This window comes from Nonomuraea sp. NPDC050310 (assembly GCF_040655795.1).
Lineage (GTDB): Bacteria > Actinomycetota > Actinomycetes > Streptosporangiales > Streptosporangiaceae > Nonomuraea.
Map to the genome: position 1 here is coordinate 48,347 of NZ_JBFAKP010000009.1, position 26,656 is coordinate 75,002.

Annotated in this window: 20 protein-coding genes; 12 read left to right on the forward strand and 8 right to left on the reverse strand. The window is 70.7% G+C overall.

The window, feature by feature from the left end; all coding sequences use genetic code 11:
- Positions 1-104: 104 nt before the first annotated feature.
- From AB0I67_RS22000 to AB0I67_RS22015, 4 genes are all read left to right on the forward strand, one after another.
- Complete coding sequence (locus AB0I67_RS22000) at positions 105-1,079, forward strand: tripartite tricarboxylate transporter substrate binding protein (protein WP_357926449.1); 975 nt, start codon at positions 105-107, stop codon at positions 1,077-1,079.
- Positions 1,079-1,597, forward strand: coding sequence for a tripartite tricarboxylate transporter TctB family protein (locus AB0I67_RS22005; protein WP_357926452.1), 519 nt, complete (start codon positions 1,079-1,081; stop codon positions 1,595-1,597). The genes AB0I67_RS22000 and AB0I67_RS22005 overlap by 1 nt, the downstream gene beginning before the upstream one ends.
- Position 1,598: 1 nt before the next feature.
- A complete protein-coding gene (locus AB0I67_RS22010; RefSeq protein WP_357926454.1) occupies positions 1,599-3,113 on the forward strand; it encodes a tripartite tricarboxylate transporter permease in 1,515 nt (504 codons plus the stop codon).
- A gap of 129 nt (positions 3,114-3,242) precedes the next feature.
- A complete protein-coding gene (locus AB0I67_RS22015) occupies positions 3,243-5,399 on the forward strand; it encodes a transglycosylase domain-containing protein (protein ID WP_357926456.1) in 2,157 nt (718 codons plus the stop codon).
- A 9-nt stretch (positions 5,400-5,408) separates the two neighbouring features.
- Here AB0I67_RS22015 and AB0I67_RS22020 read toward each other — a convergent pair whose 3' ends face one another.
- Positions 5,409-6,569, reverse strand: coding sequence for an ROK family protein (locus AB0I67_RS22020; RefSeq protein ID WP_357926459.1), 1,161 nt, complete (start codon positions 6,567-6,569; stop codon positions 5,409-5,411).
- A gap of 137 nt (positions 6,570-6,706) precedes the next feature.
- Here AB0I67_RS22020 and AB0I67_RS22025 point away from each other — a divergent pair, with 137 nt between their 5' ends.
- The 6 genes from AB0I67_RS22025 to AB0I67_RS22050 are packed head-to-tail and all read left to right on the forward strand — an operon-like array spanning position 6,707 to position 14,423.
- A complete protein-coding gene (locus AB0I67_RS22025; RefSeq protein ID WP_357926462.1) occupies positions 6,707-7,951 on the forward strand; it encodes a Gfo/Idh/MocA family oxidoreductase in 1,245 nt (414 codons plus the stop codon).
- Positions 7,948-9,558 carry a beta-N-acetylhexosaminidase gene (locus AB0I67_RS22030; RefSeq protein ID WP_357926465.1) on the forward strand — a complete coding sequence of 537 codons (1,611 nt, stop codon included), beginning with the start codon at positions 7,948-7,950 and terminating at the stop codon, positions 9,556-9,558. Before AB0I67_RS22025 ends, AB0I67_RS22030 begins: the two co-directional genes overlap by 4 nt.
- Before the next feature lie 32 nt (positions 9,559-9,590).
- The gene (locus AB0I67_RS22035) at positions 9,591-10,865 is read left to right on the forward strand and encodes a sugar ABC transporter substrate-binding protein (protein WP_357926467.1); all 1,275 of its coding nucleotides are present in this window, start codon (positions 9,591-9,593) and stop codon (positions 10,863-10,865) included.
- Positions 10,866-10,867: 2 nt separating this feature from the next.
- Positions 10,868-11,800: a sugar ABC transporter permease gene (locus tag AB0I67_RS22040; protein WP_357926469.1), complete on the forward strand. Its 933-nt coding sequence runs from the start codon at positions 10,868-10,870 to the stop codon at positions 11,798-11,800.
- Complete coding sequence (locus AB0I67_RS22045) at positions 11,793-12,602, forward strand: carbohydrate ABC transporter permease (protein WP_357926472.1); 810 nt, start codon at positions 11,793-11,795, stop codon at positions 12,600-12,602. Before AB0I67_RS22040 ends, AB0I67_RS22045 begins: the two co-directional genes overlap by 8 nt.
- A gap of 57 nt (positions 12,603-12,659) precedes the next feature.
- Positions 12,660-14,423: a bifunctional metallophosphatase/5'-nucleotidase gene (locus AB0I67_RS22050; protein WP_357926475.1), complete on the forward strand. Its 1,764-nt coding sequence runs from the start codon at positions 12,660-12,662 to the stop codon at positions 14,421-14,423.
- Positions 14,424-14,983: 560 nt separating this feature from the next.
- Here the strand turns inward: AB0I67_RS22050 and gatB are convergent.
- Genes gatB through gatC form a run of 3 tightly spaced genes read right to left on the reverse strand, consistent with a single transcriptional unit; the run spans position 14,984 to position 18,254 of the window.
- Positions 14,984-16,462 carry an Asp-tRNA(Asn)/Glu-tRNA(Gln) amidotransferase subunit GatB gene (gene gatB, locus AB0I67_RS22055; protein ID WP_357927006.1) on the reverse strand — a complete coding sequence of 493 codons (1,479 nt, stop codon included), beginning with the start codon at positions 16,460-16,462 and terminating at the stop codon, positions 14,984-14,986.
- Positions 16,463-16,467: 5 nt separating this feature from the next.
- Complete coding sequence (gatA, locus tag AB0I67_RS22060; RefSeq protein ID WP_357926477.1) at positions 16,468-17,958, reverse strand: Asp-tRNA(Asn)/Glu-tRNA(Gln) amidotransferase subunit GatA; 1,491 nt, start codon at positions 17,956-17,958, stop codon at positions 16,468-16,470.
- Positions 17,955-18,254 (reverse strand): Asp-tRNA(Asn)/Glu-tRNA(Gln) amidotransferase subunit GatC, encoded by a 300-nt coding sequence (gene gatC / locus AB0I67_RS22065; RefSeq protein WP_357926479.1) that lies wholly within the window; start codon positions 18,252-18,254, stop codon positions 17,955-17,957. The genes gatA and gatC overlap by 4 nt, the downstream gene beginning before the upstream one ends.
- Before the next feature lie 88 nt (positions 18,255-18,342).
- Here gatC and AB0I67_RS22070 point away from each other — a divergent pair, with 88 nt between their 5' ends.
- Positions 18,343-18,840: an N-acetyltransferase gene (locus AB0I67_RS22070; protein ID WP_357926482.1), complete on the forward strand. Its 498-nt coding sequence runs from the start codon at positions 18,343-18,345 to the stop codon at positions 18,838-18,840.
- Positions 18,841-18,844: 4 nt separating this feature from the next.
- On the opposite strand, the gene AB0I67_RS22075 is transcribed toward AB0I67_RS22070, so the two are convergent.
- The 3 genes from AB0I67_RS22075 to AB0I67_RS22085 form a co-directional block, all read right to left on the reverse strand.
- Positions 18,845-20,887: an EAL domain-containing protein gene (locus tag AB0I67_RS22075; RefSeq protein ID WP_357927009.1), complete on the reverse strand. Its 2,043-nt coding sequence runs from the start codon at positions 20,885-20,887 to the stop codon at positions 18,845-18,847.
- 139 nt (positions 20,888-21,026) lie between these two features.
- A complete protein-coding gene (locus AB0I67_RS22080; protein WP_357926484.1) occupies positions 21,027-21,755 on the reverse strand; it encodes a class I SAM-dependent methyltransferase in 729 nt (242 codons plus the stop codon).
- A gap of 11 nt (positions 21,756-21,766) precedes the next feature.
- Entirely contained in the window at positions 21,767-23,251 is a 1,485-nt protein-coding gene (locus AB0I67_RS22085; protein WP_357926486.1) for an MFS transporter, read from the reverse strand.
- 192 nt (positions 23,252-23,443) lie between these two features.
- Between AB0I67_RS22085 and AB0I67_RS22090 the strand changes: the two genes are divergently transcribed.
- Positions 23,444-24,352, forward strand: coding sequence for a hypothetical protein (locus tag AB0I67_RS22090; RefSeq protein WP_357926488.1), 909 nt, complete (start codon positions 23,444-23,446; stop codon positions 24,350-24,352).
- Between the two features lie 82 nt (positions 24,353-24,434).
- Here the strand turns inward: AB0I67_RS22090 and ligA are convergent, their stop codons facing one another.
- Positions 24,435-26,618, reverse strand: a complete 2,184-nt coding sequence (gene ligA, locus AB0I67_RS22095; RefSeq protein ID WP_357926490.1) for an NAD-dependent DNA ligase LigA — start codon at positions 26,616-26,618, stop codon at positions 24,435-24,437.
- Between the last annotated feature and the right edge of the window lie 38 nt (positions 26,619-26,656).

The window sequence follows — 26,656 nt, forward strand, 5'->3', positions numbered from 1 at the left end:
AACACTACGACCAATACGACCTCAAACAGGTTAAGCATCGACGTCAGGGCGGTCGCATCTCACCATCGCTTGCACACCCCCGTGAGTTTCCTGTGGAGAGAGCAATGCGCATCACGAAGATCGCCGCGGCCGCGGCCGTGGCCGCCCTGGCCCTGACCGCGTGCGGCGGCACCGCCGGGACCGGCGCCTCCGGCGGCGGCTCCCTGCGCATCATGGCGCCCGCCGCGCCGGGCGGTGGCTGGGACCAGACCTCCCGTACGGCGGAGCAGGCCATCAAGTCGGTGGCGCCCGACCGCAAGGTCGAGGTGTTCAACGTCAACGGCGCCGGCGGCACCATCGGCCTGGCCCAGCTCGCCGGCGAGAAGGGCAACGGCAACATGCTCATGACGATGGGCCTGGTGATGGTGGGCGCCATCGAGCAGAACAAGTCGAAGGTGACCCTCGCCGAGACCACGCCGATCGCGAAGCTGACCGAGGAGTACGAGATCGTCGTCGTGCCCGCCGAGTCGCCGCTGAAGACGATGGCCGACCTGGCGGCGGCCTGGAAGGCCGATCCGGCCAAGGTGTCGGTCGCGGGCGGTTCGGCCGGCGGCACCGACCACATCGCGGCCGGCCTCATGGCCAAGGCGGCCGGCGTCGACCCCAAGCAGGTCAACTACATCGCCCACTCCGGCGGCGGCGAGGCGCTGAACGCGCTGCTCGGCAACAAGGTGAGCATCGGCATCTCGGGCGTCGGCGAGTTCGCCGAGCACGTCAAGTCCGGCAAGCTGCGCGCGCTCGGCGTCACCTCGCCCGAGCGGCTCCCGAACCTGGACGCGCCCACCGTCAAGGAGGGCGGCCTCGACGTCGTGCTGGCCAACTGGCGCGGCATGGTCGCCCCCGGCGGGCTGTCCGACGCGGACAAGAAGGCCTTGATCGACCTGGTGACCAAGATGCACGACTCGAAGGCGTGGAAGGACGCGGTGGCCAAGAACGGCTGGATCGACGCCTTCCAGGCGGGCGAGCCGTTCGCCCAGTTCCTGACCGCCGAGCAGACCCGGATCAAGGGCGTCATCGCCGAGATGGGTCTCGTCTCCTGATGAGCGTTCCGTCGGCCGGCCGGCGGGAGCCTCCCGCCGGCCGCACCCGCTGGTGGGCGCGGCCCGAACTGGTCCTCGCCCTCGTCGTGCTCGGCCTCGGGGTGCTGGTGATCCTCGGCACGCTCGACGTCACCGCCTCGGCCTCGGCGCTCGGCCTGGGCCCGCGCTTCTTCCCGCTGCTGGTCGGCGGCGCGATGGTGCTGATCGGCCTGTTCTACGTCGCCGACGTGCTGCGCGGCGGCCACGGCGACCCGGAGGAGACCGAGGACGTCGACGCCGGGGCCCCGGCAGACTGGCGCAGCGTGCTGCTGGTCAGCGGCATCTTCCTGGCCTTCGTCGCGATCCTGCCGCTGGCCGGCTGGATGATCGCCGCCTCGCTGCTCTTCTTCGCCCTCGCCGTCGCGCTGGGCGCCGAGCACAAGCTGCGAGCCGCGCTGATCGGCGTGGTCCTCGGCGTCACCACCTACCTGGTCTTCGTCAAGGGCCTCGGCGTGACCCTTCCCGGAGGCCCCTTCTGACATGGAATCGTTCCAGCTCCTGATGGACGGCTTCGCCGCCGCCCTCACCCCGCAGAACCTGCTCTACGCCCTGCTGGGCGTCACCCTCGGCACCCTGGTCGGGGTGCTGCCCGGCATCGGCCCGGCGATGACCGTCGCGCTGCTGCTGCCGATCACCTTCACCGTGGAGCCGGCCAGCGCCTTCATCATGTTCGCCGGCATCTACTACGGCGGCATGTACGGCGGCTCGACGACCTCGATCCTGCTCAACACGCCCGGCGAGTCCTCCAGCATGATCACCGCGCTGGAGGGCAACAAGATGGCCCGCCGCGGCCGGGCCGCCCAGGCGCTGGCCACCGCGGCGATCGGCTCGTTCGTGGCGGGCACCCTCGCCACCGCGCTGCTCGTGGTGGCCGCGCCGCTGGTGGTGGACTTCGCCATCTCCTTCGGCGCGGAGGACTACTTCGCGCTGGCCGTCCTCGCCTTCACCGCGGTCTCGTCGGTGATGTCGCGCAGTGTCGTGCGCGGGCTGGCATCGCTCGGGTTCGGCCTGGTGATCGGCCTGGTCGGCATCGACGAGCAGACCGGCCAGGCCCGGCTCACCTTCGGCCTGCCGCAACTGCTCGGCGGCATCGAGGTGGTCGTCGTCGCGGTCGGCCTCTTCGCCCTGGGCGAGGCGCTCTACGTCGCCTCCCGGATGCGGCACACGCCGCCGGACATCATCCCGGTCGGCCGGGCCTTCCTCGGCCGCAGCGACTGGGCGCGGTCCTGGAAGCCGTGGCTGCGCGGCACCGCCCTGGGCTTCCCGTTCGGCGCCCTGCCGGGCGGCGGCGCGGAGATCCCGACCTTCCTGTCGTACGCCACGGAGAAGCGGCTGGCCCGCTCCGACGAGTTCGGGAAGGGCGCCATCGAGGGCGTGGCCGGTCCGGAGGCGGCCAACAACGCCTCGGCCGCGGGCACCCTGGTCCCGCTGCTGACGCTGGGCCTGCCCACCTCGGCCACCGCCGCGATCCTGCTGGCCGCCTTCCAGCAGTACGGCCTGCAACCCGGCCCGCAGCTCTTCGACCACAACCCGGCGCTGGTGTGGGGCATGATCGCCTCGCTGTTCATCGGCAACGCGATGCTCCTGGTGCTGAACCTGCCGCTGGCGCCGATGTGGGCCAAGGTGCTGCACGTCCCGCGTCCCTACCTCTACGCCGGCATCGTGGTCTTCGCCGCGCTGGGCGTCTACGCGCTCAACGGCTCGGTGGTCGACCTGGTGGTGTTGTTCCTGCTCGGCCTGCTCGGTTTCGCGATGCGGCGCTTCGGCCTGCCGGTCGCACCCGCGGTGATCGGCATGATCCTCGGGCCGATGGCCGAGATCCAGCTCCGCCGCGCGCTGGCCATCGGCGCGGGCGACGTGAGTGTGCTGGTGAAGAGCCCGGTGGCGGTCACCTTGCTGGCGTTGTCCCTGCTGGCGCTGCTCACGCCGCTGCTCCGCCGCCTATGGGCACGGCGCAGCGGCGATGCGGTCACGACCTCGTCACAGCAGGAGTAGGCCCTCCTCCTGCGGGCATCACGGGAGAGGTTCTCGGGAGGAACGCGACGTCACGGCCCCGCCGGCCCTGTCCACCGGCGGGGCCTCGGCGTGTCTGGGGTAGTTGTGAAGGAACGCTACGTTTGTTACATGGGGACTTGGGGCAAACGGGATGACTCTGCACGAGGCGCACTGGCCAAACTGGCGACCGCGGCGCTGACCGGCGGCGTGCTGGTCGCCGCCCTGGCCCTGCCCACGGTGGGCGGCGGCGGCGTGATCGTCAAGGCGGCCCTGGAAGACCTTGACCTGCGCCCCGTGAAGCTGGTGGAGCCACCCCTCGCCGAGAAGATCACCCTGCTGGACAAGAACGGCGAGCAGTTCGCCCAGTTCTTCGACCAGAACCGCACCTCCGTCGGCCTCGACCAGGTCGCCGAGGAGATGAAGACCGCGATCGTCGCCATCGAGGACTACCGCTTCTACGAGCACGGCGCCATCGACCTCGAAGGCACCATGCGCGCGCTGGCCAAGAACGTCGCCAAGGGCGGCGTCGACCAGGGCGGCTCCACGATCACCCAGCAGTACGTCAAGCAGGTGCTGGTCAACAGCGCCAAGACCGACGCCGAGCTGAAGGCGGCCATCGAGACGACCGTCGGGCGCAAGCTCAAGGAACTGCGCTACGCGCTGTACGTCGAGCAGACCTACACCAAGCCGCAGATCCTGGAGAAGTACCTCAACATCGCCTACTACGGGGCCGGGGCCTACGGGGTGCAGGCCGCGGCGCGGCGCTTCTTCGCCAAGAACGCCGCCGACCTCGACCTCGCCGAGGCGGCCACGCTGGCGGGAGCCGTACAGAGCCCGGGAGTGACCGACCCGAGCCGCGGCAAGCAGGCGCGCGCCCGGCTGCTGGAGCGGCGCAACACCGTCCTCGACCGGATGGCCGAGCTGGGCAAGATCACCCCGGCCGCCGCGGCCGCGGCCAAGAAGCGGCCGCTCGGCTACCTGGGCAAGACCTACACCCAGGGCTGCGAGCAGAGCCGCTACCCCTACTTCTGCCTCTACGTCCGGCACGAGATCCTCAACGACCCCAAGCTCGGCGAGCGCGCCTTCACCAGCGGCGGCCTCACCGTGAAGACCACGCTCGACCCCAAGATGCAGCAGGCCGCCGACCGGGCGATCCGCCAGTACGTCTCCAGGAAGGACAAGCCGGTGGCCGCCGAGGCCATGGTCGTGCCCGGCACCGGCGCGATCACCGCGATGGCCGCCAGCCGGCCGTTCGGCTCCGACGCGGCCAAGAACGAGATCGGCTACAACCTGGTCGGCGACAGCCGGCACGGCGGCGGCGCGGGCTTCCAGGCCGGCTCCACCTTCAAGGTCTTCACCCTGATCGCGGCCCTGGAGCAGGGCATGCGCTTCGGCGACGGCAACACCACCGGCGCGGCCTACCACGCGCCCAGCGCCTCGGCCTTCCGCGACTGCAAGGGCAACGCGGTCGGCGACCCCTCCCACCCGGTGCGCAACTCCAGCGAGGGCGGCGGCGGCTTCAAGACCCTGCAGACCGGCACCTGGAGCTCGGTCAACACCTTCTTCCTGGCGCTGGAGGAGAAGGTCGGCCTCTGCCAGACGGTCAAGGTCGCCGAGAAGCTCGGCATCAAGCGCGCGGACGGCAAGCCGGTCAGGCAGTTCGAGACCTTCACCCTCGGCGCGGACGAGATGGACCCGGTCACCGTGGCCGCCGCCTACGCCGCGCTCGGCGCGCGCGGCCGGTACTGCCGGCCGATGGCCATCCTGGAGATCCGCGACGACCGCAGCGGCAAGGTGGTCAAGAACCGGCCCTCCTGCCGGCAGAACATCGAGCCGGAGGTGGCCGACGCGGTCAACGACATCCTGTCCGGGGTGTTCACCAAGGGCACGATGAGCGGCGTCGGCGGCCTCGGCCGGGACGCGGCGGGCAAGACCGGCACCACCGACAACTACACCGCGGCCTGGTTCGCCGGGTACACCCCCGACCTGGCCGCCGCGGTGAGCCTGGGCGACCCGCGCGGCGCGTTCTCGCACGACCTGATCGGGGTGACCATCGGCGGGCGGCCCTACGGGTACGTGCAGGGCGCCACGATCTCGGGGCCGATCTGGAAGCAGTCGATGCTGGGCGCGCTCGCGGGCACCCCTGCGACCTCGTTCACCCCGCCCGATCTGCAGCGTTTCGGCGGCTGCAGCACCGGGTGCGCGCCGCGCCAGCCCGAGCGCGACCAGTCGCCGCCCTCCGACGGCGAGGACACCGTGGACTTCGGCGACTTCTTCGGCCGGTGAAGAGCTTCCTCAGCGGACCGGGGCCACCGGCCGCGCGAGGGAGCCCTCGGGGGAGAAGTAGTGCCGCTCGACCTGCTCCAGCGCCTGGCAGGCCGCCCCGAGCGCCACGCACTCCTCCCCCAGTGACGAGGGCCGGATCTCGGGCACCCGCAGGCAGTGCGGTTCGAGTGCGCTGCGCAGCGCGGGCAGCAACACGTCCGCCGAGCGCGAGAACCCGCCGCCCAGGACCACGAGCTCGGGGTCGAGCGTCATGATCATCGCGGCGGTGCCGACCGCCAGGTGACCGGCGTAGCGGCGCACCGCCGCCAGCGCCTCGGGGTCGCCGGTGCGGGCGGCGGCGAACACCGTCCCGGCCGCCGCCGAGGGCGGCACCCCCTCGGCCACCGGGCAGCTCTCCAGTTCCCCGGCCATGGTGGTCCAGCCGGTCAGCTCCATCAGCCCGATCTCGCCGGTGGCGCCGCTGAAGCCGTGGTACAGCATGCCGTTGATCATGAGCGCGGCGCCGGGCCGGCGGCCCACATGCAGGTAGACCAGGTCGTGCACGCCCGCGGCCACGCCCAGCCGCTGCTCGGCGAGGGCGGCGAGCTTGCTGTCGTTCTGGATGGTGATCGGGCAGGGCAGGTGCTGCCCCAGATAGCCCGCGAGGTCGACGCCGACCCAGTCGGGCAGCTCCCAGACCCGGGTGACGCGCCCCTGGCGGTCGACCACGCCGGTGGTGCCGGCGGAGACGCTCCACACCCGGTCGGGGGTCAGGCCGGAGGCGACCAGCGCGGCGTCGATCGCCCGGTTCACCGCGTCGAGCCGCTCCTGGCGGGTGGTGCCCCGGCTGACCGCCGTGCGCCCGCTGGCGACGGTACGGCCGGCGAGATCGGTGACCAGGGCCAGGACCTTGTTGACCCCTATGTCGAGACCGAGCACGTGCCCGGCGTCGGCGCGGAAGCGGTAGCGCTTGGCGGGCCGGCCCATGCCGCCCGCCGCCGGTTCGACCTCCGCGATCCAGCCGCGTTCCTGCAGATCGGTGATCACGTCGCCGATCGAGGGACGGGACAGCCCGGTCCTGGTGGCCAGCTCGGTGAGGGTGAGCGGTCCGTCCGCCTCGCGCAGCGCCCGGATGCTGCCGAGCGAGTTGAGCTGGCGCAACCGTTGAAGGTCGCCACCGCTGACCTGCACGAACCCCTCCCCACTATTGCTGGACTCCTCATTATGGCCCCAGACATGCATGGAAAGCCAGCGTCTTCAAGCCCTTGACCTGACATCGGGAGGGGGACTAATCATGGTCTCCATAATAAGTATCGGGGAGTGAGCGAATGAGTGTGACGTTGGCGATCGTGGGCGCGGGCTCGCGCGGCCAGATCTACGCCCGGGAGGCCGTCACCGACGGCCGGGGGCAGGTCGTGGCCGTGGCCGACCCGGACCCGGCCAGACGGGGACTGCTGGCCGCCGAGTACGGCATCCCGGAGGAGGCCTGCTTCGCCGACTGGACGGAGCTCGCCGCCCAGCCCAAGCTGGCCGACGCCGTGGTGATCGCCACCCAGGACCGGATGCACGTCGAGCCCGCGGTGGCCTTCGCCGGCCTCGGCTACGCCATCCTGCTGGAGAAGCCGATGGCGCCGACCGAGCCGGAGGCCCGCCGGATCGCCGAGGCGGTCGAGCGGGCCGGGGTGATCTTCGCCGTCTGCCACGTGCTGCGTTACACCGCCTACACCAAGGCGCTCAAGGAACTGATCGCCGGCGGCCGGCTGGGCACCCTGTCCAGCATCCAGCACCTGGAGCCGGTCGGCTGGTGGCACCAGGCGCACTCCTTCGTCCGCGGCGCCTGGCGCAACAGCGCCGAGTCCGGCCCGATGCTGCTCACCAAGTCCTGCCACGACCTCGACTGGCTGCTGTACGTCATGGACGACGTCCCCACCGGGGTCGCCTCCTTCGGCTCGCTCACCCACTTCCGCAAGGAGAACCACCCGGAGGGCGCCGGCGAGCGCTGCACGAGCTGCGCCGTCGAGCCCACCTGCCCCTACTCGGCCAAGCGGCTGTACCTGAGCTGCCTGGGCGACCCCAAGCGCGAGTTCTGGCCGCTCGGCCCGGTCACCACCGACGCCACCACCGAGGGCGTGCTGCACGCCCTGGAGAACGGCCCCTACGGCCGGTGCGCCTACCTGTGCGACAACGACGTCGTCGACCAGCAGGTCGTCATGCTGGAGTTCGCCGGCGGCGCGACCGCCTCGTTCACGATGACCGCCTTCACCCCGCTCGAGCACCGCAAGACGCGCGTCTTCGGCTCGCACGGCTTCGCCGAGGGTGACGGCCGGATGCTGCGGGTGGTCGACTTCGCCACCGCCACCGAGCAGATCATCGACACCGCCACCGGCGCGGGGGCCTCGCTGGCCGACGGGCACGGCGGCGGCGACACCGGGCTGATCCGGGCCTTCCTCGACGCGGTGACCTCGGGCGAGCAGGAACGGCTCGGCGCGACCGCGGCCGACGCGCTGGCCGGGCACCTGGTGGTCTGGGCCGCCGAGCGGGCCCGCGAGACCCGGACGGTGACCGCCCCATGACCACGGTTCCCTGCCCGGCCGAGGTGGAGGCGGGCGACGGGCGGTTCGCGCTCACCCCGGACACCCCGCTGACCGCCGATCCGGCGCTGGCGCGGGCCGCCGCGTGGTTGCGCGAGACGCTCACCCCCGCCACCGGCCTCCCGCTGCCCGAGGGGCCGGGGGGCGTCGAGATCCGGCAGATCACCGGCCTCGGCCCCGAGGAGTACCGCCTGACGATCACCCCGGAGCGGGTGCTGGTCGAGGCGAGCGACCCGGCCGGCGGCTTCTACGGCGCGCAGACCCTGCGCCAGTTGCTCGGCCCGGCCGCCTTCCGCGCCAGCCGCATCGCCGAGCAGACCTGGACCCTCCCCGCCCTCACCGTCTCCGACCGCCCGCGCTACGGTTGGCGCGGCTGCCTGATCGACGTGGCCCGGCACTTCCTGCCGAAGAACGACCTGCTGCGCTACATCGACCTACTCGCCATGCACAAGCTCAACGTGCTGCACCTGCACCTGACCGACGACCAGGGCTGGCGCCTGGAGATCGCCAAGTACCCGAAGCTCACCGAGGTCGGCGGCTGGCGGCGCGAGTCGCCCATCGGCTCCATCGTGCACGAGCGCTTCGACGGCCGCCCGCACGGCGGCTACTACACCCGCGAGGACATCCGCGAGATCGTCGCCTACGCGGCCGACCGCTTCGTCACCGTCCTGCCGGAGATCGACCTGCCCGGCCACACCCAGGCGGCCATCGCCGCCTACCCCGAGCTCGGCAACCTGGCCGAGCCGCTGGAGGTCGGCACCCGCTGGGGCGTCCAGGACCACGTGCTCAACGTCTCCGACGCCACGATCGCCTTCTTCCTCGACGTCCTGGACGAGGTGCTGGAGCTGTTCCCCAGCCGCTACGTCTGCGTCGGCGGCGACGAGGCGCGCAAGGTGCAGTGGGTGGAGAGCCTGGACGCCAAGCAACGCATGGCCGACCTGGAGCTGGCCACCCCCGAGGAGCTGCAGACCTGGTTCGTCCGGCACTTCACCGACTACCTCGTCGAGCGCGGGCGCGTCCCGCTCGGCTGGGACGAGTTGCTCGAAGGCGGCGTCCCGCCGGGCACCGCGGTGGCGGCCTGGCGCGGCGAGCCGGTCACCCGGCTGGCGGTGCGGGCCGGGCACGACGTCGTCGTGTCCCCTTTCACCGCGACCTACCTGGACTTCCGCCAGTCCGACTCCCCCGACGAGCCGGTGCCCATCGGCAGCGTCACCTCGTTGCGGTCGGTCCACGACTTCGACCCGGTGCCCGACGGGCTGGACGACGAGGAACGGGCCCGCGTGCTGGGCGCCCAGGCGGCGCTCTGGACCGAGCACATCGACTCGCCACGGCTGCTCGACTACATGGCCTTCCCCCGGCTGGCCGCCTTCGCCGAGGCGGTCTGGACGGGCGGCCGTGACTACGAGGACTTCCTTGTACGGCTTGCCGTACACGAGGAGAGGTTGCGGGCCCTCGGCGTGGAGTTCCGGCCGCAGGACGGCCCGCTGCCCTGGCAGCGGCGCCCGGACGCACCCGGCCGGCCCCGCACCCGGGCCGAGGTCGACGCGGAGCTCGAGAGCTGGACGGCGCTGCTGCGGAGATCGTCGTAACACCCCCCACCCCCACGAAAGGAGAGGCTCACATGAGCCTTAACCGCCGAATTGCCGGCATATTGGCGCTGTCGCTGTTGCTCAGCGCCTGCGGTTCGGGTTCCGGAGGCGACTCCGGCGCCTCCTCCGGCGGCACGTCGGAGAAGGCCGAGATCAGCTACGCCATCTGGGACAAGAACGACCAGCCGGGCACGCTGAAGATCATCGAGGCTTTCGAGAAGAAGAACCCGACCATCAAGGTCAAGCTCGAAGTGACCCCGTGGGACCAGTACTGGACCAAGCTCCAGACCGCGGTCACCGGCGGCGCGGCGCCCGACGTCTTCTGGATGAACCCGCTCAACCTGCGCCTGTACGCCAAGAGCGGCGTGATCCTGCCGGTGGACGAGAGCAAGATCGACCTGTCCGGCTTCCCGCAGCCGATCGTCGACAGCCACCGCTACGAGGGCAAGTTGTACGGCACGCCGCGCGACCTCAGCGTCACCGGCCTCTGGTACAACAAGGAGCTGTTCGACCAGGCCGGCGTGAAGTACCCGACCGCCGACTGGACCTGGGACGACTTCCGCGCCGCCGCGCAGAAGCTCACCATCCCGGACAAGAAGCAGTACGGCTTCCTCAGCTACCGCTGGGACCAGGGCGGCTTCTACAACACGATCTTCCAGGCCGGCGGCTACGTCATCTCCCCCGACGGCAAGAAGTCGGGCTACGACGACCCCAACACCATCAAGGGCCTGGAGTTCTGGACCGACCTGATCGCCAAGGACAAGGTCAGCCCGTCGGCCCAGGTGATGAGCGACAGCGACCTGCTCGCGCTGTTCATGAGCGGCAAGTACGCCATGGCCTTCGGCGGCTCGTGGTTCGGCGCGCTCTACAAGGCCAACACCGAGACCGGCAAGAAGGTCGACATCGCACCGCTGCCCAAGGGCCCGGCCAAGGCGGCCACCGTCATGATGGGCCTGTCGAACGTGGTGTGGGCCAAGGGCAAGCACCAGGAGCAGAGCGCCGAGTTCGCCCGCTTCCTGGCCACCGAGGAGGCGCTGAAGATCCTCAGTGAGTCCGGTGGCGCCTCGCTGCCCGCCCTGCCCAGCGCGCGGGACGCCTACTACAAGAGCTTCCCCGACTACCACCTCAAGGAGATGGTGGACGCCTCCGTGCCCAACGGCGTCCCCTTCCCGGTGAGCATCAACACCGCCAAGTGGCTCGCGGTCCAGGACAAGCTCCTGCCCGAGGCCTGGGCGGGCACCCGGCCCACCGCCGACGTGGCCAAGGAGATCGCCACGCAGATGAACGAGATCCTGGCCAAGGAATAACGATGGTTCTCACCACGGAACGGGCCGCCGCCAAGGCGACGGCCCCGACCGGGCGCCGGCCGCCGCGACGGGAGTGGCTCTGGGGGTACGCGCTGGTCGCGCCCATGGCCCTCGGCCTCGCCGTCTTCTACCTGTGGCCGATCGTCCAGACCTTCTACCTGAGCCTGAACGAGACCGGCCCGTTCGGCGGCGAGACGTGGGTGGGCCTGGCGAACTTCGCCGACCTGCTCGCCGACGAGGACATGCACGGCGCGCTGCGCAACAGCCTGGTCTACGCGTTGATCGTGCTGGCCGGCGTGCCGCTGTCCATCGTGATCGCCGCGCTGCTCAACGTGCCGAAGCTGCGCGGGCTCGGCTTCTACCGCACGCTCTACTTCCTGCCGGTCGTCACCATGCCGGCGGCCATCGGCCTGACCTGGCGCTACCTGTACAACGGCGACTTCGGGCCGATCAACTACGCGTTGTCGCTGGTCGGGATCGAGGGGCCTTACTGGGTCTCCGATCCCGACGTCGTCATCTTCGCGATCGGCGTGGTCGGCATCTGGTGCTCGGTCGGCTACAACGCCGTGCTGTTCCTGGCCGGGTTGCAGGGCATCCCCAAGCACTACTACGAGGCCGCCGAGATCGACGGGGCGAGCCGGATGCGGCAGTTCTTCCGCATCACGCTGCCGCTGCTCACGCCGACCACCTTCTTCGTCGTGGTGATCACGATGATCAACGCGTTCCAGGTGTTCGACCTGATCTTCCTCATGATCGACGACAGCGGAACCGGCATGCCCGGCGCCCGCTCGATCGTCTACCTCTTCTACCAGAAGGGCTTCGTCGAGCACAGCCGCGGCTACGCGGCGGCCATCGCGGTCGTCCTGCTGGCGATCATCCTCGTCCTGACGGCCATCCAGTTCCGGCTGCAGAAGAAGTGGGTCCACTATGAGTAGGCGGTGGACGGTCCACCTCGCCCTGCTGTTCGGCGGGATCATCATGATCACGCCGTTCGTCTGGCAGATCGTCGTCTCCCTGCAGACGGTGACCGAGTCGATGCGCACGCCGCCGCAGTTCTGGCCGTCGTGGCAGTGGCACAACTTCGTGGACATCTTCCAGACGGTGCCGCTGGGCCGGCAGTTCCTCAACACCGTGGTGGTCACCATCGCGGTGACCGCCGGGCAGCTCCTGCTCTGCTCGCTGGCGGCCTTCGCCTTCGCGCGGCTGGAGTTCCCCGGGCGGGGCCTGATCTTCACGCTCTTCCTGACCGTGCTGATGGTGCCCGGCGAGCTGTTCCTGCTGCCGCGGTACGAGATCATGCAGGGACTCGGCTGGCTCAACACGCTCCAGGCGCTGGCCGCGCCCGGCATCTTCGGGGCCTTCGGCGTCTTCCTGCTGCGGCAGTTCTTCCTCTCCCTGCCCAAGGAGCTGGACGAGGCGGCCCGGCTGGACGGGGCCAATCCGATCCAGATCTACTGGTACATCATGCTCCCGCTGGTCAAGCCGGGTCTGCTGGCGCTCGGGCTGCTGACCGTCATGTGGTCGTGGAGCAGCCTGCTCTGGCCGCTGGTGGTCAACACCGACCCGGAGATGATGACGCTCTCGGCCGGGCTGGCCTCGCTGCGCGGGCAGTACCTGACCAACTTCCCCATCCTCTTCGCCGGGTCGATCGTGGCCTCGCTGCCGGTGATCGTTCTCTTCGTGGTCATGCAACGGCAGTTGATCGCCGGTATCGCGTTCACCGGATCGAAGGGTTAGCCCGCCAGTCTTTTCTCCTCATTTATCCCCCAATCACCCCCTCTGAGGAGTTTTTGCATGCGCTCCCCCCTGCTTCGCTATGCCCTGGCCGCGGGCGTCGCCCTCGCGACGCTCGCCGCCGGAGGCGCCCCGGCGGCCGCCAAGCCCCGGCCCGTGGACGTGCAACTGCTGTCGTACACCGACTTCCACGGCTACATCACCCCGATGAACAACGTGAACGACGGCACCATCAAGGACGCCCAGGGCAACACCCTGATCGTGGGCGGCGCGCCGTACATCGCCACCCACCTGAAGCGGCTGCGGGAGGGCAAGCGGAACACGATCACCTTCTCCACCGGCGACGCCTTCAGCGGCTGGCCGGTCGAGGTCTCCCAGCACGCCGACGAGCCCACGATCGAGTTCATGAACAAGATCGGCACGAGCTTCAACGCCGTCGGCAACCACGAGCTGGACCGCTCGCTGGAGTTCCTGCGCGACCACATCGGCAAGGGCGAGTGCTTCGGCGTCGTGGGCGAGGACAGCTGCTTCCTCGACTCCGACGGGCAGATGTTCGGCGGCGCGAAGTTCACCACCTCCTCCGCCAACATCACCATGAAGGGCTCCACCGAGCCGATCTTCGCGCCCTACCTGATCAAGCGGTTCGGCAACGTCAAGGTGGGCTTCATCAACCTGACCACGCCCACCACCGTGACCGGCTCCACCTCCTACCAGCCCTCGCTGGGCGAGCTGCCGCTGGTCGAGACGGCCAACAAGTACGCCGCCGAGCTGAGCCGGCGCGGCGTCAAGGCGATCGTGGTCAACCTGCACGAGGGCGGCGCCGCCGGCACCGACTTCAACGGCTGCAACAGCGCGCTCACCGGCCCGGTCGCCGACTTCGCCAAGAACGCCTCACCCGAGATCGACGCGATCATCACCGGGCACTGGCACGCCGCCTTCAACTGCTCCATCCCGGACCCCGCGGGCAACCCCCGCCCGGTCGTCGAGGCCTCCAACCACGGGCGGCTTCTCAACGAGATGAACCTCAAGATCGACGTCCGCACGAAGGACGTCATCCGCGACTCGATCGTCTCGGTCAACCACGCCGTGACCCGCGACGTGACCCCTGACCCCGAGATGGTCACCATGGTCGACTACTGGAACGCCAAGGCCAAGGAGACCTACGCCCGGCCGGTCGCCAAGATCACCGGTGACCTGACCCGTGTCCGCGACGCCGACGGCGAGAGCACCCTCGGCAACACCGTCGCCGACGCCGCCTACGCCGACGGCCAGACCACCGGCGGCGGCGCCGACCTCGCCATGGTCGCGGTCGCCCCGGTCAAGGGCTCCAACTCGCTGCGCGGAGACCTGCTGTACGCCAAGGGCGCCAACCCGGCCGACAGCGACGGGACCGTGTTGTTCGGCGAGGCCTGGGCCGCCTGGGGGTACGCCAACCCCGTCCTCACCGTCTCGGTGACCGGCGCCCAGATCGAGCAGGCCCTGGAGCAGCAGTGGCAGACCCAGGCCAACGGCACCGTCCGTTTCGCTCCCCTGGCCGTCTCGGGCAACGTGCGCTTCTCCTACGACCTGTCCAAGGCCGTGGGTGACCGGGTGCTGCCGCAGAACGTGCTGATCAACGGGCAGCCGCTCGACCCCGCCAAGACCTACCGCCTGGCCGCCCTGGCCTACACCCTCCTCGGCGCCGACGGCTACACGGCCTTCGCGGGATACACGGACGCCATCCGTGGCGAGCGTGACTACGAGGCATTCCGCACCTACCTGCGCAAGGCCGGCACCCTCACCCCGCCCGCCCTCGACCGCGCCATCGCCCTCCCCGCCGGCTGACCCCTCCCCCAGGGATCCCGGCCTCCGCCAGAGCCCGGGATCCCTCGCGGCTGGGATTGCTCAGCAGCCGTGCTTCCCCCGGGTGGCCGGGATCGTCGGGACGCCACCGCACGCCGCCCCGCCGACCCCGGCCACCTGGAACACCTACCTCGGCCGATCGCGAGCGCCTCCGCCTCGCCGTCGGGAACGGTCGGCCAACCCGGAGGTTTCCACGGCGGCGGGCCCGCACCACACCACGGAACCCGTGCGCACACCACGGCACCGCCGACGCCGGACCAGCGGCCGCGCCACCCGGAGAAGGCCCGCCGCAGGAAAACCCGCACACCGAGACTCGCCGCAGGAGCGCGGCGCGCAGCAACCCGCCGCCGGGAGCCTGCGCGTGAGAAACCTGCCTTCCGCCGTCAGAAGCGTGCGGGAGGGCAACCCCTGAGGAGCACGGGTGGCCGCCAAGGCCACCCGCCCGGGGGTTTGGGGGTGGGCCGACAGGCTCACCCCCGATGGACACAGACCGAAGCCGGGGTGCGAGCGCGAGCACCCCGGCGAAGGGCCGAGCAGTTAGCTCAGGAGACGCCGAGCTTCTCCAGGATGAGCTCCCGTGCCCGCCCAGCATCCGCCTTACCCCGGCTGAGCTTCATGACGGCACCCACCAAAGCCCCCACCGCAGCAACCTTGCCCGACCGGACCTTCTCGGCCGCGTCGGCGTTGTCCGCCAGCACCTGCTCGATGATCCCCGCCAGCTCGCCCTCGTCCGCGATCTGGAGCCCGCGCTTGGCCACGACCTCGTCAGCAGTGCCCTCGCCCGCGAGGATGCCCTCCAGGGCCGCCCGCGCCAGCTTGTCGTTGAGCGCGCCGGAGGCCACCAGCTCGGTGACGCGGGCGACGTCGGCCGGCGTGATGGCCAGGTCGGCGAGAGCCGTACCGGACTCGTTGGCCCGCCGGGCCAGCTCGCCCATCCACCACTTGCGCGCGTCGGCCGCCGGGGCGCCCGCGGCGATGGTCGCCTCGACGAGGTCGACCGCGCCGGCGTTGGTCATCGACTCCATGTCGTGCTCGGAGACGCCCCACTCCTCCCGCAGCCGCAGGCGCTTGACGCGCGGCAGCTCCGGCAGCGAGGCGCGCAGCGACTCCACCCAGGCCACGTCGGGCGCGATCGGCACCAGGTCGGGGTCGGGGAAGTAGCGGTAGTCCTGGGCCTCCTCCTTGGAACGGCCGGGCGTGGTGGTGCCGGTGTCCTCGTGGAAGTGGCGGGTCTCCTGGGTGATCTTGCCGCCCTCGCTCAGGAGGTAGGCCTGGCGCTCGATCTCGCCGCGCACCGACCGCTCGACCGAGCGGAAGGAGTTGACGTTCTTGGTCTCGGTGCGGGTGCCCCACGGCTCGCCCGGCTTGTTCAGCGAGACGTTGACGTCGAAGCGCATCGAGCCCTGGTCCATGCGGACGTCGGAGACGCCCAGCGAGCGCATGATCTCGCGCAGTTCGATGCCGTAGGCCTTGGCGACCTCGGGGGCGAGCTCGCCGGTGCCGGTGATCGGCTTGGTGACGATCTCGACCAGCGGGATGCCGGCGCGGTTGTAGTCGACGATCGAGTAGTCGGCGCCGTGGATGCGGCCGGTCGCGCCACCCACGTGGGTGGACTTGCCGGTGTCCTCCTCCAGGTGCACGCGCTCGATCTCGACGCGGAAGGTCCGCCCGCCGACCTCGACGTCGAGGTAGCCGTCGGAGCACAGCGGCTCGTCGTACTGCGAGATCTGGTAGTTCTTCGGCATGTCCGGATAGAAGTAGTTCTTCCGGGCGAAGCGGCACCACTCGGCGATGGAGCAGTTCAGCGCCAGGCCGATGCGGATGGTCGCCTCGATCGCCGCCTCGTTGGCCACCGGCAGCGCGCCGGGGAAGGCCAGGCAGGTCGGGCAGACCTGGGTGTTGGGCGGCTCGCCGAAACCGGTGGCGCAGCCGCAGAACATCTTGGACTCGGTGCCCAGCTCGACGTGCGTCTCCAGGCCCAGCACGGGCTCGAAGCTCTGCAGAGCCTTGTCGAAAGCCATCACGCTCACAGTGCGGGAGCCTCCTTCAGCAGCGGACCGCCCCAGCGGGCCTCGAAAGCCTTCTCCAGGGCCGCGCCGACGCGGTAGCAGCGGTCGTCGCCCAGCACCGGGGCCATGATCTGCAGGCCGACCGGCAGGTTGTCCTCGTCGGCCAGGCCGCACGGCACGGAGATGGCCGCGTTGCCCGCCAGGTTGGACGGGATGGTGCACAGGTCGGCGAGGTACATCGCCATCGGGTCGTCGGCCCGCTCGCCGATCGCGAACGCCGTGGTCGGCGTGGTCGGCGAGATGAGCACGTCCACCCGCTGGTAGGCGTTCTCGAAGTCGCGCGCGATGAGCGTGCGGACCTTCTGCGCCTGGCCGTAGTAGGCGTCGTAGTAGCCGCTCGACAGCGCGTAGGTGCCGAGCATGATCCGGCGCTTGACCTCGGGGCCGAACCCGGCCGCGCGGGTGAGCGCCATGACCTCCTCGGCGCTGCGCGTGCCGTCGTCCCCGACGCGCAGGCCGTACCGCATGGCGTCGAACCGGGCGAGGTTCGAGGAGCACTCGGAGGGCGCGATCAGGTAGTAGGCCGGCAGCGCGGTGCCGAAGGTCGGGCAGGAGACCTCGACGATCTCGGCGCCGAGCGACTCCAGGAGCTTGACCGCCTCGTTGAAGCGGGCCAGCACGCCCGGCTGGTAGCCCTCGCCGCCGAACTCCTTGACCACGCCGATCCGCATGCCGGAGACGTCGGCCTGCTGGGTGGCGGCCACCACCGACGGCACCGGGGCGTCGATCGAGGTGGAGTCCATCGGGTCGTAGCCGGAGAAGGCCTCGTGCAGCAGCGCCGCGTCGTGGACGTTGCGCGCGAACGGGCCGGGCGTGTCCAGCGAGGAGGCGAAGGCGATCAGGCCGTAGCGGGACGAACCGCCGTAGGTCGGCTTCATGCCCACGATGCCGGTGACCGCGGCGGGCTGCCGGATCGAGCCGCCGGTGTCGGTGCCGGTGGACAGCGGCGCCTGGTAGGCCGCCACGGCCGCGCTGGAGCCGCCGGAGGAGCCGCCCGGGATGCGCGACAGGTCCCACGGGTTGCGGGTGACGCCGTAGGCGGAGTTCTCCGTCGAGGAGCCCATGGCGAACTCGTCGAGGTTGGTCTTGCCCAGGATGACGAGCCCCGCCGCGCGCAGCCGCGCCGTCACGGTCGCGTCGTACGGCGGGCGCCACCCTTCGAGGATCTTGGAGGCGGCGGTGGTGGGCATGTCGCGCGTGGCGAAGATGTCCTTGTGCGCGATCGGCACCCCGGCCAGCGGGCCGAGCTTCTCGCCGGCGCGGATGCGGGCGTCGACCTGGCGGGCCTGCTCCAGGGTGACCTCGCGGTCGACGTGCAGGAACGCGTTGACCTTCGGCTCGGTCGCCTCGATGCGGTCGAGGTGCGCGGCGGCGATCTCCTCGGCGGAGACCTCGCCCGCGGCGACCAGGGCGCCGAGCTCGGCTGCGGTCTTGTGGATCAAGCTCATTCCTCCTCCCCGAGGATCCGCGGCACCTTGAACCTGTCGTCCTCTACGGCCGGCGCGTTGGCCAGGGCCTGCTGAGGCGTCAGGGACTGTCGCACCTCGTCGGCACGGAAGACGTTGGTCAGCGGGAGCGCGTGCGACGACGGAGGCACGTCCTCGGCGGCGACCTCGGCCACCTTCGCGACCGACCCGATGATCACATCGAGCTGGGTGGCGTAGTGGTCGAGTTCGTCGTCCGTGAGCGCCAATCTGGACAGTTTGGCCAGGTGGGCGACCTCGTCGCGGGTTATGGCGGACATGAGTCGGTGAACCCGTTTCGTGGTTGGGCAGCGATTTGTCGTGACCTCGGCAAGCTCGGTCACACGGTCACCTGTCATCCTAGGGGGCATGACGGAGAGCGACCGAACCGTTTACCAGCCGGACATCAGGGACGAGCGGCCCGAGGACCGGGCGGCGGTGTGGCAGGTCGAGGCCGACGCCTTCGGCCGCACCGCGGAGGCCGACCTGGTGGGCCGCCTGGCGGACGACACCGCCTTCTCGCTCGTGGCCGAGCTGGACGGGCGCATCGTGGGGCATGTCCTGTTCACCTGGCTGCCGGTCGGCGACCGGCGGGCGCTCGCGCTCGCGCCGCTCGCCGTACAGCCCGGGGTGCAGGGCAGGGGCGTCGGCGGCGCGCTGGTCAGGGCGGGGCTCGCCCGCGCCGAGGCACTCGGCGTGCCCGGCGTCGTGGTCCTCGGCGACCCTGGCTACTACGGCCGTTTCGGCTTCACCGCCGACCACCGGATCACCCAGGCGTACGGCTGGCCGGCCGAGGCCTTCCAGGCGATCACGTACACCGACCTCGCCGGCCCCGCGGTCTACCCGGCGGCCTTCCTGGAGGAGTGACCCTTCAGACCGGGGTCTCCACGCCGGCGCGGGCGATGGCATGCTCGCGCAACCACACCGTGGCCGCCGCGGCCGGCATCGGCTGGCTGAACAGCCAGCCCTGGCCCATGTCGCAGCCCATCTCGACCAGCCGCTCGGCCACCGCCTCGCTCTCCACGCCCTCGGCCACCGAGCGCAGCCCGAGCGAGCGGACGAGGTCGACGATGGAGCGCACGATGCGCTCGTCGTCCTGGGAGTCGACGATCCGGCTGACGAACGAGGCGTCGATCTTGACCTCGGACACCGCCAGGCGCTGCAGCCGGATGAGCGAGGAGTAGCCGGTGCCGAAGTCGTCGAGCGAGAGCGGGACGCCCAGCGTGGCCAGCGCCTTGATGGTGTCGTGCGCCTGCTCCCCGGTCAGCACCCGCTCGGTGACCTCGAGCTGGATCGCCTCCGGCGGGAGCCGGTAGCGCGCCAGGCCCAGCTCCAGTTGCTCGGGCAGCGCCGAGTCGAGCAGGTCGCGGGCCGAGACGTTGACCGCGACCTGCACCCGCAGGCCGGTGTGCCACCAGCGGGCGGCCTGCTCCAGCGCGCCCTCGATCACGTACTCGGTGAGCTGCCGCATCAGATAGGACTGCTCGGCCAGCGGCACGAACTCCGAGGGCGGGATCGAGCCGCGGGTCGGGTGCCGCCAGCGCAGCAACGCCTCCATGCCGACGACCGAGCCGTCCTCCAGCCCGATCTTGGGCTGGTAGTGCAGGCGGAGCTGCCGGTTGTCGAGGGCGCGGCGCAGGTCGCCGAAGAGGCCGAGCCGTTCCGGAGAGTTGCGGTCCTTGTCGGCCTGGTAGAGCTCGACCCCGGTGCGGGCCTCCTTGGCCTGGTACATGGCCACGTCGGCGCGCTGCAGCAGCAGCTCGAAGTCGGGCGCGTGGTCGGGGTAGAGCGCGATGCCCACCGAGCCGTCGAGGTCGAACGACATGCCCTCCAAGCGCACCGACTCGGTCAGCGCCACCCGCAGCCGCGCGGCGACCTCGCGGGCGGCCTGCACGTCACGCACCTTCGGCAGCAGCACCGCGAACTCGTCGCCGCCGAGCCGCGCGACGACGTCGCCCGGCCGTACGGTGTGGGTGAGCCGGTGGGCCATGAGCTGCAGCAGCCGGTCGCCCACCGGGTGGCCCAGGGTGTCGTTGACCTGCTTGAGCCCGTGCAGGTCCATCAGGAAGAAGCCGACCTTCTCCCCCACCCGCGCCTCGGCCAGCGCCTCCTCGGTGGCGACGCTGAGCAGCTTGCGGTTGGGCAGGCCGGTGAGCTCGTCGTGCATGGCCTGGTGGTCGCGGCGCATCGAGAGCGTGGCGGTGAAGTAGACCGCGACCAGGGGCGCCACGAAGAGCGGCACCAGGCCGGGCGAGTCCTCCATCACGATCACCACGAGCGGCGCGAGGCCGAGCAGCCCGGCGTACACCAGCGCCTGCGGGCCCATCGTGGCCTTGAGCACGCGGGTGATCGAGCGCCGCTCGTGCAGCGCCACCGCGCCCGAGACCAGCAGCGCACGGACCACGAAGTAGGCCACGCCCGCCAGCGCTATCGCCGGCAGGTCCGCGCCGGTCGGCGCCCAGGTGGCCACCGGCGTCGGCACGATCCCGAACACCCCCAGCACCACCGCGGCCGCGGTCAGCGCCAGCGTCGCCTGCGCGATGTTGAAGATCACCCGATGCCACGCCTTACGGACCGCGATCCCGTTGACCACCACCCCCACGGCCTGCATGAGCACCGCCACGGGCAGGCCGAAGTGCAGCAGCGCCGCGAAGGTGAACATCGTCGAGGGATACGTGCCGCCGACCGGCGCCTGCGAGGAGAGCATCACCGGGCGCAACTCGCCGAGCAGCACCAGCACGCCCAGCACCCAGAACAGGGGCAGCCCGCTCACCAGCGCCAGCTCCTGCGGGCCCAGCCGGAGCTGCGCCACGACCAGGGCCGTCAGGCCGATCACGGAGACCGCGACAAGGTAGGCCCACAGCGGCGAGCCCACGCGCGGTCCGGTGTCGCGGGTGTCGTTCGGGTCGGTCATCGGAAGCAGAACCCCCAAGCGGTCACTATGGGAGGGTACGGCCTTTGCTCCACTTCGCGAAACCAGTCGCGTACGTTCCGTCACTTTCTACGAAGGATTGGGAGTGGTGGGGCGGATGAGGCAGGGTTTGCGGGGTTCGTCAGGGCCGCCTGGCCAGCGTGACGATCTCGCGGCTCTCCTCGGTGATCGGGCCGCGCCGCCAGTCGCCGTACTGCGCCTCGACCTCGAACCCGGCCTCGGCCAGGAAGCCGTTGAGCGTGGCCACGTCCATGAAGCGCAGGCTGGTGCGGTCGACCCGGGCCACCTCGCCCTCCACGCTGGTCGTCTCGGTGAAGGTCACCACGTCGCCGTCCACCTGCTCCACCCGGTGCTCGACCCAGAGCTTGCGGCCCCGGCCGTCGACCACCTCCGAGCCGTTCTCCGGGTTCCAGGACTCCCAGGCCCGGGCCTGCGGGTGGCGGGTCTCGAAGGCGAACACGCCGCCGGGCCGCAACGCCCGCCGCACGGCGGCGAGCGAGGCGCGCACCTCCGCGTCGGTCACCAGGCACTGGAAGGCGTGGCTGACCATGGTGGCCAGGGCGAACTCCGCGTCCCACCGCACGTCCGCGGCCACCCCGTGCACCCATTCGATGTCCGTACGGCTCCGCGCCCGGGCCAGGGCCGAGGCGTCCGGGTCGATCCCCACCAGGCGGCCGGTGTGCCCGCCGGCCCGGGCCAGACGCAACATCGCCCCGGTGCCGCAGCCGACGTCCAGAACGGAGTCGGCGGCGGCCACCAGGGCGTCGTAGAAGGCGTCGCTCGGCCAGGCGGCGGGGTCCCAGGGGTTCAGCCGGTCGTAGAGCTCGGCCGCGTCGTCATCAGTGAACACCCGGGCATTATTCAGGCCGTCTCGTGCGCCGCCAACCGGTTTTCCGGCTGGTCAGCCGGGGCGGGCCTGCGGTCGCGGATGACCACGACGGCCAGGACCGCCGCGGCCAGCACGGCGACCGCGCTGATCACGAACGCGCCGGACATCCCGGAGGTGAAGGCCTCCCGGGCGGCCTGCGCGAGGCCGGGGTCGCCCAGGGCGATCGCGTCGCCGATCGAGCGCCTGGCCTGCTCGGGAGCCTCAGCCGGGAGCGCGGCGGCGTAGTTGCTCGCCAGCAGGCTGCCCAGCACCGCGACGCCCAGGGCCGCGCCGGCCTGCTGGATGGTGTCGTTGAGCGCCGAGCCGACCCCGGCGTGCTCTTGCGGGACGGTGCCCATCAGCGCGGCGATCGCCGACGGCATCGCCAGGCCGCCGCCCGCGCCCAGCACGAACAGCGCGATGGCCGGCAGCACGAACCCGGCGTCGGCCGAGAGCGAGGCCATCAGCCCGAATCCCACGGCGGACACGACCAGACCGGTGGCGATCATCGCCCGGTTGCCGACCCGCGCGCCCAGCGTCGCGCCGAGCCCGTTGAACAGCAGCGAGGCCACCGCCATCGGGATGAACGCCAGGCCGGCCTGGGTGGCGCTGTAGCCGAGCACGTACTGCAGGAACTGGGTCAGCACCAGCAGCAGCCCGCCGTTGCCGATCTGCACCAGCGTCAGGGAGAAGCTCGCGCCGCTGAAGGTGCGGTCGCGGAACAGGCGCAGGGGCACCATCGGGTACGGCGTGCGCAGCTCCCACACCACGAACCCGGCCAGCGCGGCCACGGCCAGGGCGAGCGCGGGCACCGACAGGCCGTGCGGCAGCTCGATGATCGTCCAGACCAGCGCGGTCATGCCCACCGCCGACAGCACCGCGCCCAGCGGGTCGGCCTTGACCTGCGGGCCCTTGGACTCCGGCATCAGCACCAGCGCGGCGATCACGGCCAGGACGGTGACCGGGACGTTGATCAGGAACACCGCGCCCCACCAGAACCACCCGATCAGCGCGCCGCCCAGCACCGGGCCGCCGACGAAGCCCACCGTCGCCACCGCACTCCAGGCGCCCATCGCCTTCCGGCGCTCCTGCTCGTCGAAGACGGTGATCAGGATCGAGAGCGTGCTCGGCATGATCAACGCGCCGCCGATGCCCATCACCGCTCTGGCGGCGATCAGCATCTCCGGGGAGGCGGCGTAGGTGGCGGCCAGGGAGGACAGGCCGAACAGCACCAGGCCGATCACCATCACCTTTCGCCTGCCGTACCGGTCGGAGAGGCTGCCCGCGGTCAGCAGGAGGCCGGCGAAGACCAGGATGTAGGAGTCGATGATCCATTGGACGTCCTGCGCGTCCGCCCCGAGATCGGCGGCCAGGGGCGGGATGGCGACCGTCAGCACCATGTTGTCGATCACCAGGACCAGGGTGCTCAGGCACAACACGATCAGGATCAGCCAGCGGCGGGGATCGCGGGGGTTCATGGGGGACCTTTCGGGAAGTCGTGAACGTCGTGCTCGTCTTGCGCACACTGTACGCACACGGAACAGTGTGCGCAACTGCGGATTTCGTATGCGTTTTTCCTTTCGAGCGAACGCTCGGTAATCGAACTCGCGATCGGCTAAATTTGGCCACCGTCAGTAAATGATCCACCACAGAAAGGAAGGAGGTGTGCCATGTCGCCAGGTGTCCGGCACGAGATCCCCCTCGACATGATCCATCGGCGGCCGGCTTTCGTCCTCGAACTGCTCGCCGTCGCGCTCGGGGTGGACACCTCGGAGTACGGCGACGTCCGGGTCGAGACGATCGAGCTCAACTCGATCCAGCCCACCGAACGGGCCGCCGACTCGGTCACCTCGGTCTCGATCCCCCAGGGCGACGGCCGCCGGCTGTATGTGATCGTCGAGGTGCAGCTCAAGTACGACGCGGCCAAGTGGTGGCGGTGGTGCTCCTACGTCGGCACCCTCATGGGGCGGCGGGAGCAGCCGGTCATCCTCGTCGTCATCTGCCCGGAACCCGCCGTCGCCGCAGGTTACGACCAGGCTTTCCAGCCCGACCACTCCTGCCTGATCCTCCGCCCCGTGGTCGTCGGGCCGGAGCGGCTGCTGCACATGGTGGAGGCCGAGGACGTGCTCGCCTCCCCCGAAATGGCCACCCTCGCCGCCGTCGCCCGGCCGAATCTCGAGGACTCCCTCGCGGTGGCGCGAACTCTTGTCACCATGAGTGATGAGAGGGGGCCGCTGTACTACTCATACCTGGCAGCCTGCCTGCCGGGGCCCATCCGAGAGGAACTGGAGAAGCAGATGGCAGTGACGTTCGAGCTCATCGACAACGAGTTCACCCGCCGCTGGGAAGCCCAAGGCCGCGCCAAGGGCAAGGCTGAGGGCAGGGCCGAAGGAAAGGAGGAAGGCAAGGCCGAGGGTCTCGCGGAGTCGGTGCTCACCCTGCTGGAGGTGCGCGGGTTTGTCCTCAGTGAGGAGCAGTGCGCCACCGTGATGGCCTGCAAGGAGGTCGATCAGCTCAAGGTCTGGCTGACCCGGGCCGCGACGGCCACCGAGCTGGACGAGGTGCTCGGCGACGCCTGATCCAGGCAGCCACCTCGGGGCCCGAAGGAGGGCGGGCCCCAGGGCGACGGGGAGCCGTCAAAAGGCGATGGGTGGAACCACGTCAGGGTTGGTCGGTGACGGCGGCTTGGGTGGCGGCGTCGGGGCCCTGGGTGAGGAGGATGTGGAAGCCCGCCTCGTCGAGGATGGGCACGCCGAGGGAGACGGCCTTGTCGTACTTGGAGCCGGCGTTCTCCCCCATCACCAGGAAGGACGTCTTCTTGGACACCGAAGAGGAGACCTTGCCGCCACGGCTGGTGAGGGCTTCGGCGGCGGAGTCGCGGGTGAAGTCGGTCAGGGAGCCGGTGACGACGAAGGTGAGCCCCTCCAAGGTCTGGGGACCCTTCTCGGGCGCGGGGGCGTCGGCCATGCGGACGCCGGCGGCCTTCCAGCGGGTGATGATCTCCCGGTGCCAGTCGACCTCGAACCACTCGCGGATGGTGGCCGCGACGCGGGGGCCGATGCCTTCGACGGCGGCGAGTTCGGCCTCGGAGGCGTTCATGATCGTGTCGATGTCGCGCATGGCGTTGGCCAGGGCCCGGGCGGTGGGCGGGCCGATGTGCCGGATGGAGAGGGCGACGAGGACCCGCCAGAGGTCGACCTGCTTGGCCCGCTCCAGCTCGTCCATGAGCTTGAGCGCGAGCTGCGAGGGCCCGCCGCCGAGGTTGGCGAAGAGGGAGACGACCTTGGGCTCGCCGGTCTTGGGGTCGGGCTTGGGCAGCCCGCTCTCCTGGTCCCGGACGACCGAGCGGATGGGTGTGATCTTGTCGAGGGTGAGGTCGAACAGGTCGGCCTCGGTGCGGACGGCGGGTTCCTGCGGCGGGACGGGCTGGGTCAGCGCGGTGGCGGCGACGTACCCGAGGCCGTCGATGTCGAGGGCGTAGCGGCCGGAGGCGAAGTAGAGGCGCTCACGGATCTGGGCCGGGCACGCGCGGGCGTTGGGGCAGCGCAGGTCGGCGTCGCCCTCCTTCTCGTAGGCCAGCTCGGTGCCGCACTCGGGGCAGTGGGTGGGCATGACGAACTCGCGCTCGCTGCCGTCGCGCAACGCGGCGACCGGGCCGACGATCTCGGGGATGACGTCGCCGGCCTTGCGCAGGACGACCGTGTCCCCAATGAGCACGCCCTTCTTGACCACGATGGCGGCGTTGTGGAGGGTGGCGCGCTCGACGGTGGAGCCGGCGACGACGACGGGCTCCATGACGGCGAAGGGAGTGACCCGCCCGGTGCGGCCGACGCCGACCTGGATGTCGAGGAGCTTGGTGTTGACCTCCTCGGGCGGGTACTTGAACGCGATGGCCCAGCGTGGAGCCCGCGAGGTGGAGCCGAGCTCGCGCTGCACCTGGAAGCGGTCGACCTTGACGACGACGCCGTCGATCTCGTAGGCCGGGTCGTGCCGGTGCTCCTCGTAGTGCCTGATGTAGGAGTTGATCTCGTCGAGGCCGGGCACCACCTGGTAGAGGTCGCTGACCGGCAGCCCCCAGGAGCGCAGCAGGTCGTAGACCTCCGACTGGCGCTGCGGCGGCGCGGCGGAGCCCTGCCAGACGCCGATGCCGTGGACCAGCATGCGCAGCGGACGCTGGGCGGTGATCCGCGGGTCCTTCTGCCGCAGGGTGCCGGCGGCGGCGTTGCGCGGGTTGGCGAAGGGCGGCTTGCCCTCGCCGACGAGCTGCTCGTTGAGCTGCTTGAAGCTCTCGACCGGGATGTAGACCTCGCCGCGGATCTCGACCAGGCTGGGCACGTCGTCGCCGGTGAGGCGGTGCGGGATGCCGTGGATGGTGCGGACGTTCGGCGTGACGTCGTCACCGGTGACCCCGTCGCCGCGCGTGGCGCCGCGTTCGAGCCGGCCGTCGCGGTAGACCAGCGCCACGGCCAGCCCGTCGATCTTGAGCTCGCACAGGTACGGCCCGGCATCCCCCTCGGCCAGCCGCTCGGCGCGCCCGATCCAGGCGGCCATGCCCTCGGCGTCGAAGGCGTTGTCCAGCGACTCCATCCGGGCCAGGTGCTCGACCTTGGCGAAGTCGCCCGAGACCGGCGCGCCCACCTTCTGGGTGGGCGAGTCGGGGGTGGCCAGCGACGGATGGGCCCGCTCCAGGGCCAGCAGCTCGTTGAACCACGCGTCGAACTGCGCGTCGCTCACCGTCGGCTGGTCGAGCACGTAGTACCGCCAGCGCGCGTCCTCCACCTGCTCGCTGAGCTCGGCATGGCGCTTCATCGCGTCGACCGGGACGCCGGAGACCTCGCTACTCATAGGAGAAAACTATCTCCGAGCCCCGCCGGGTTCACCGC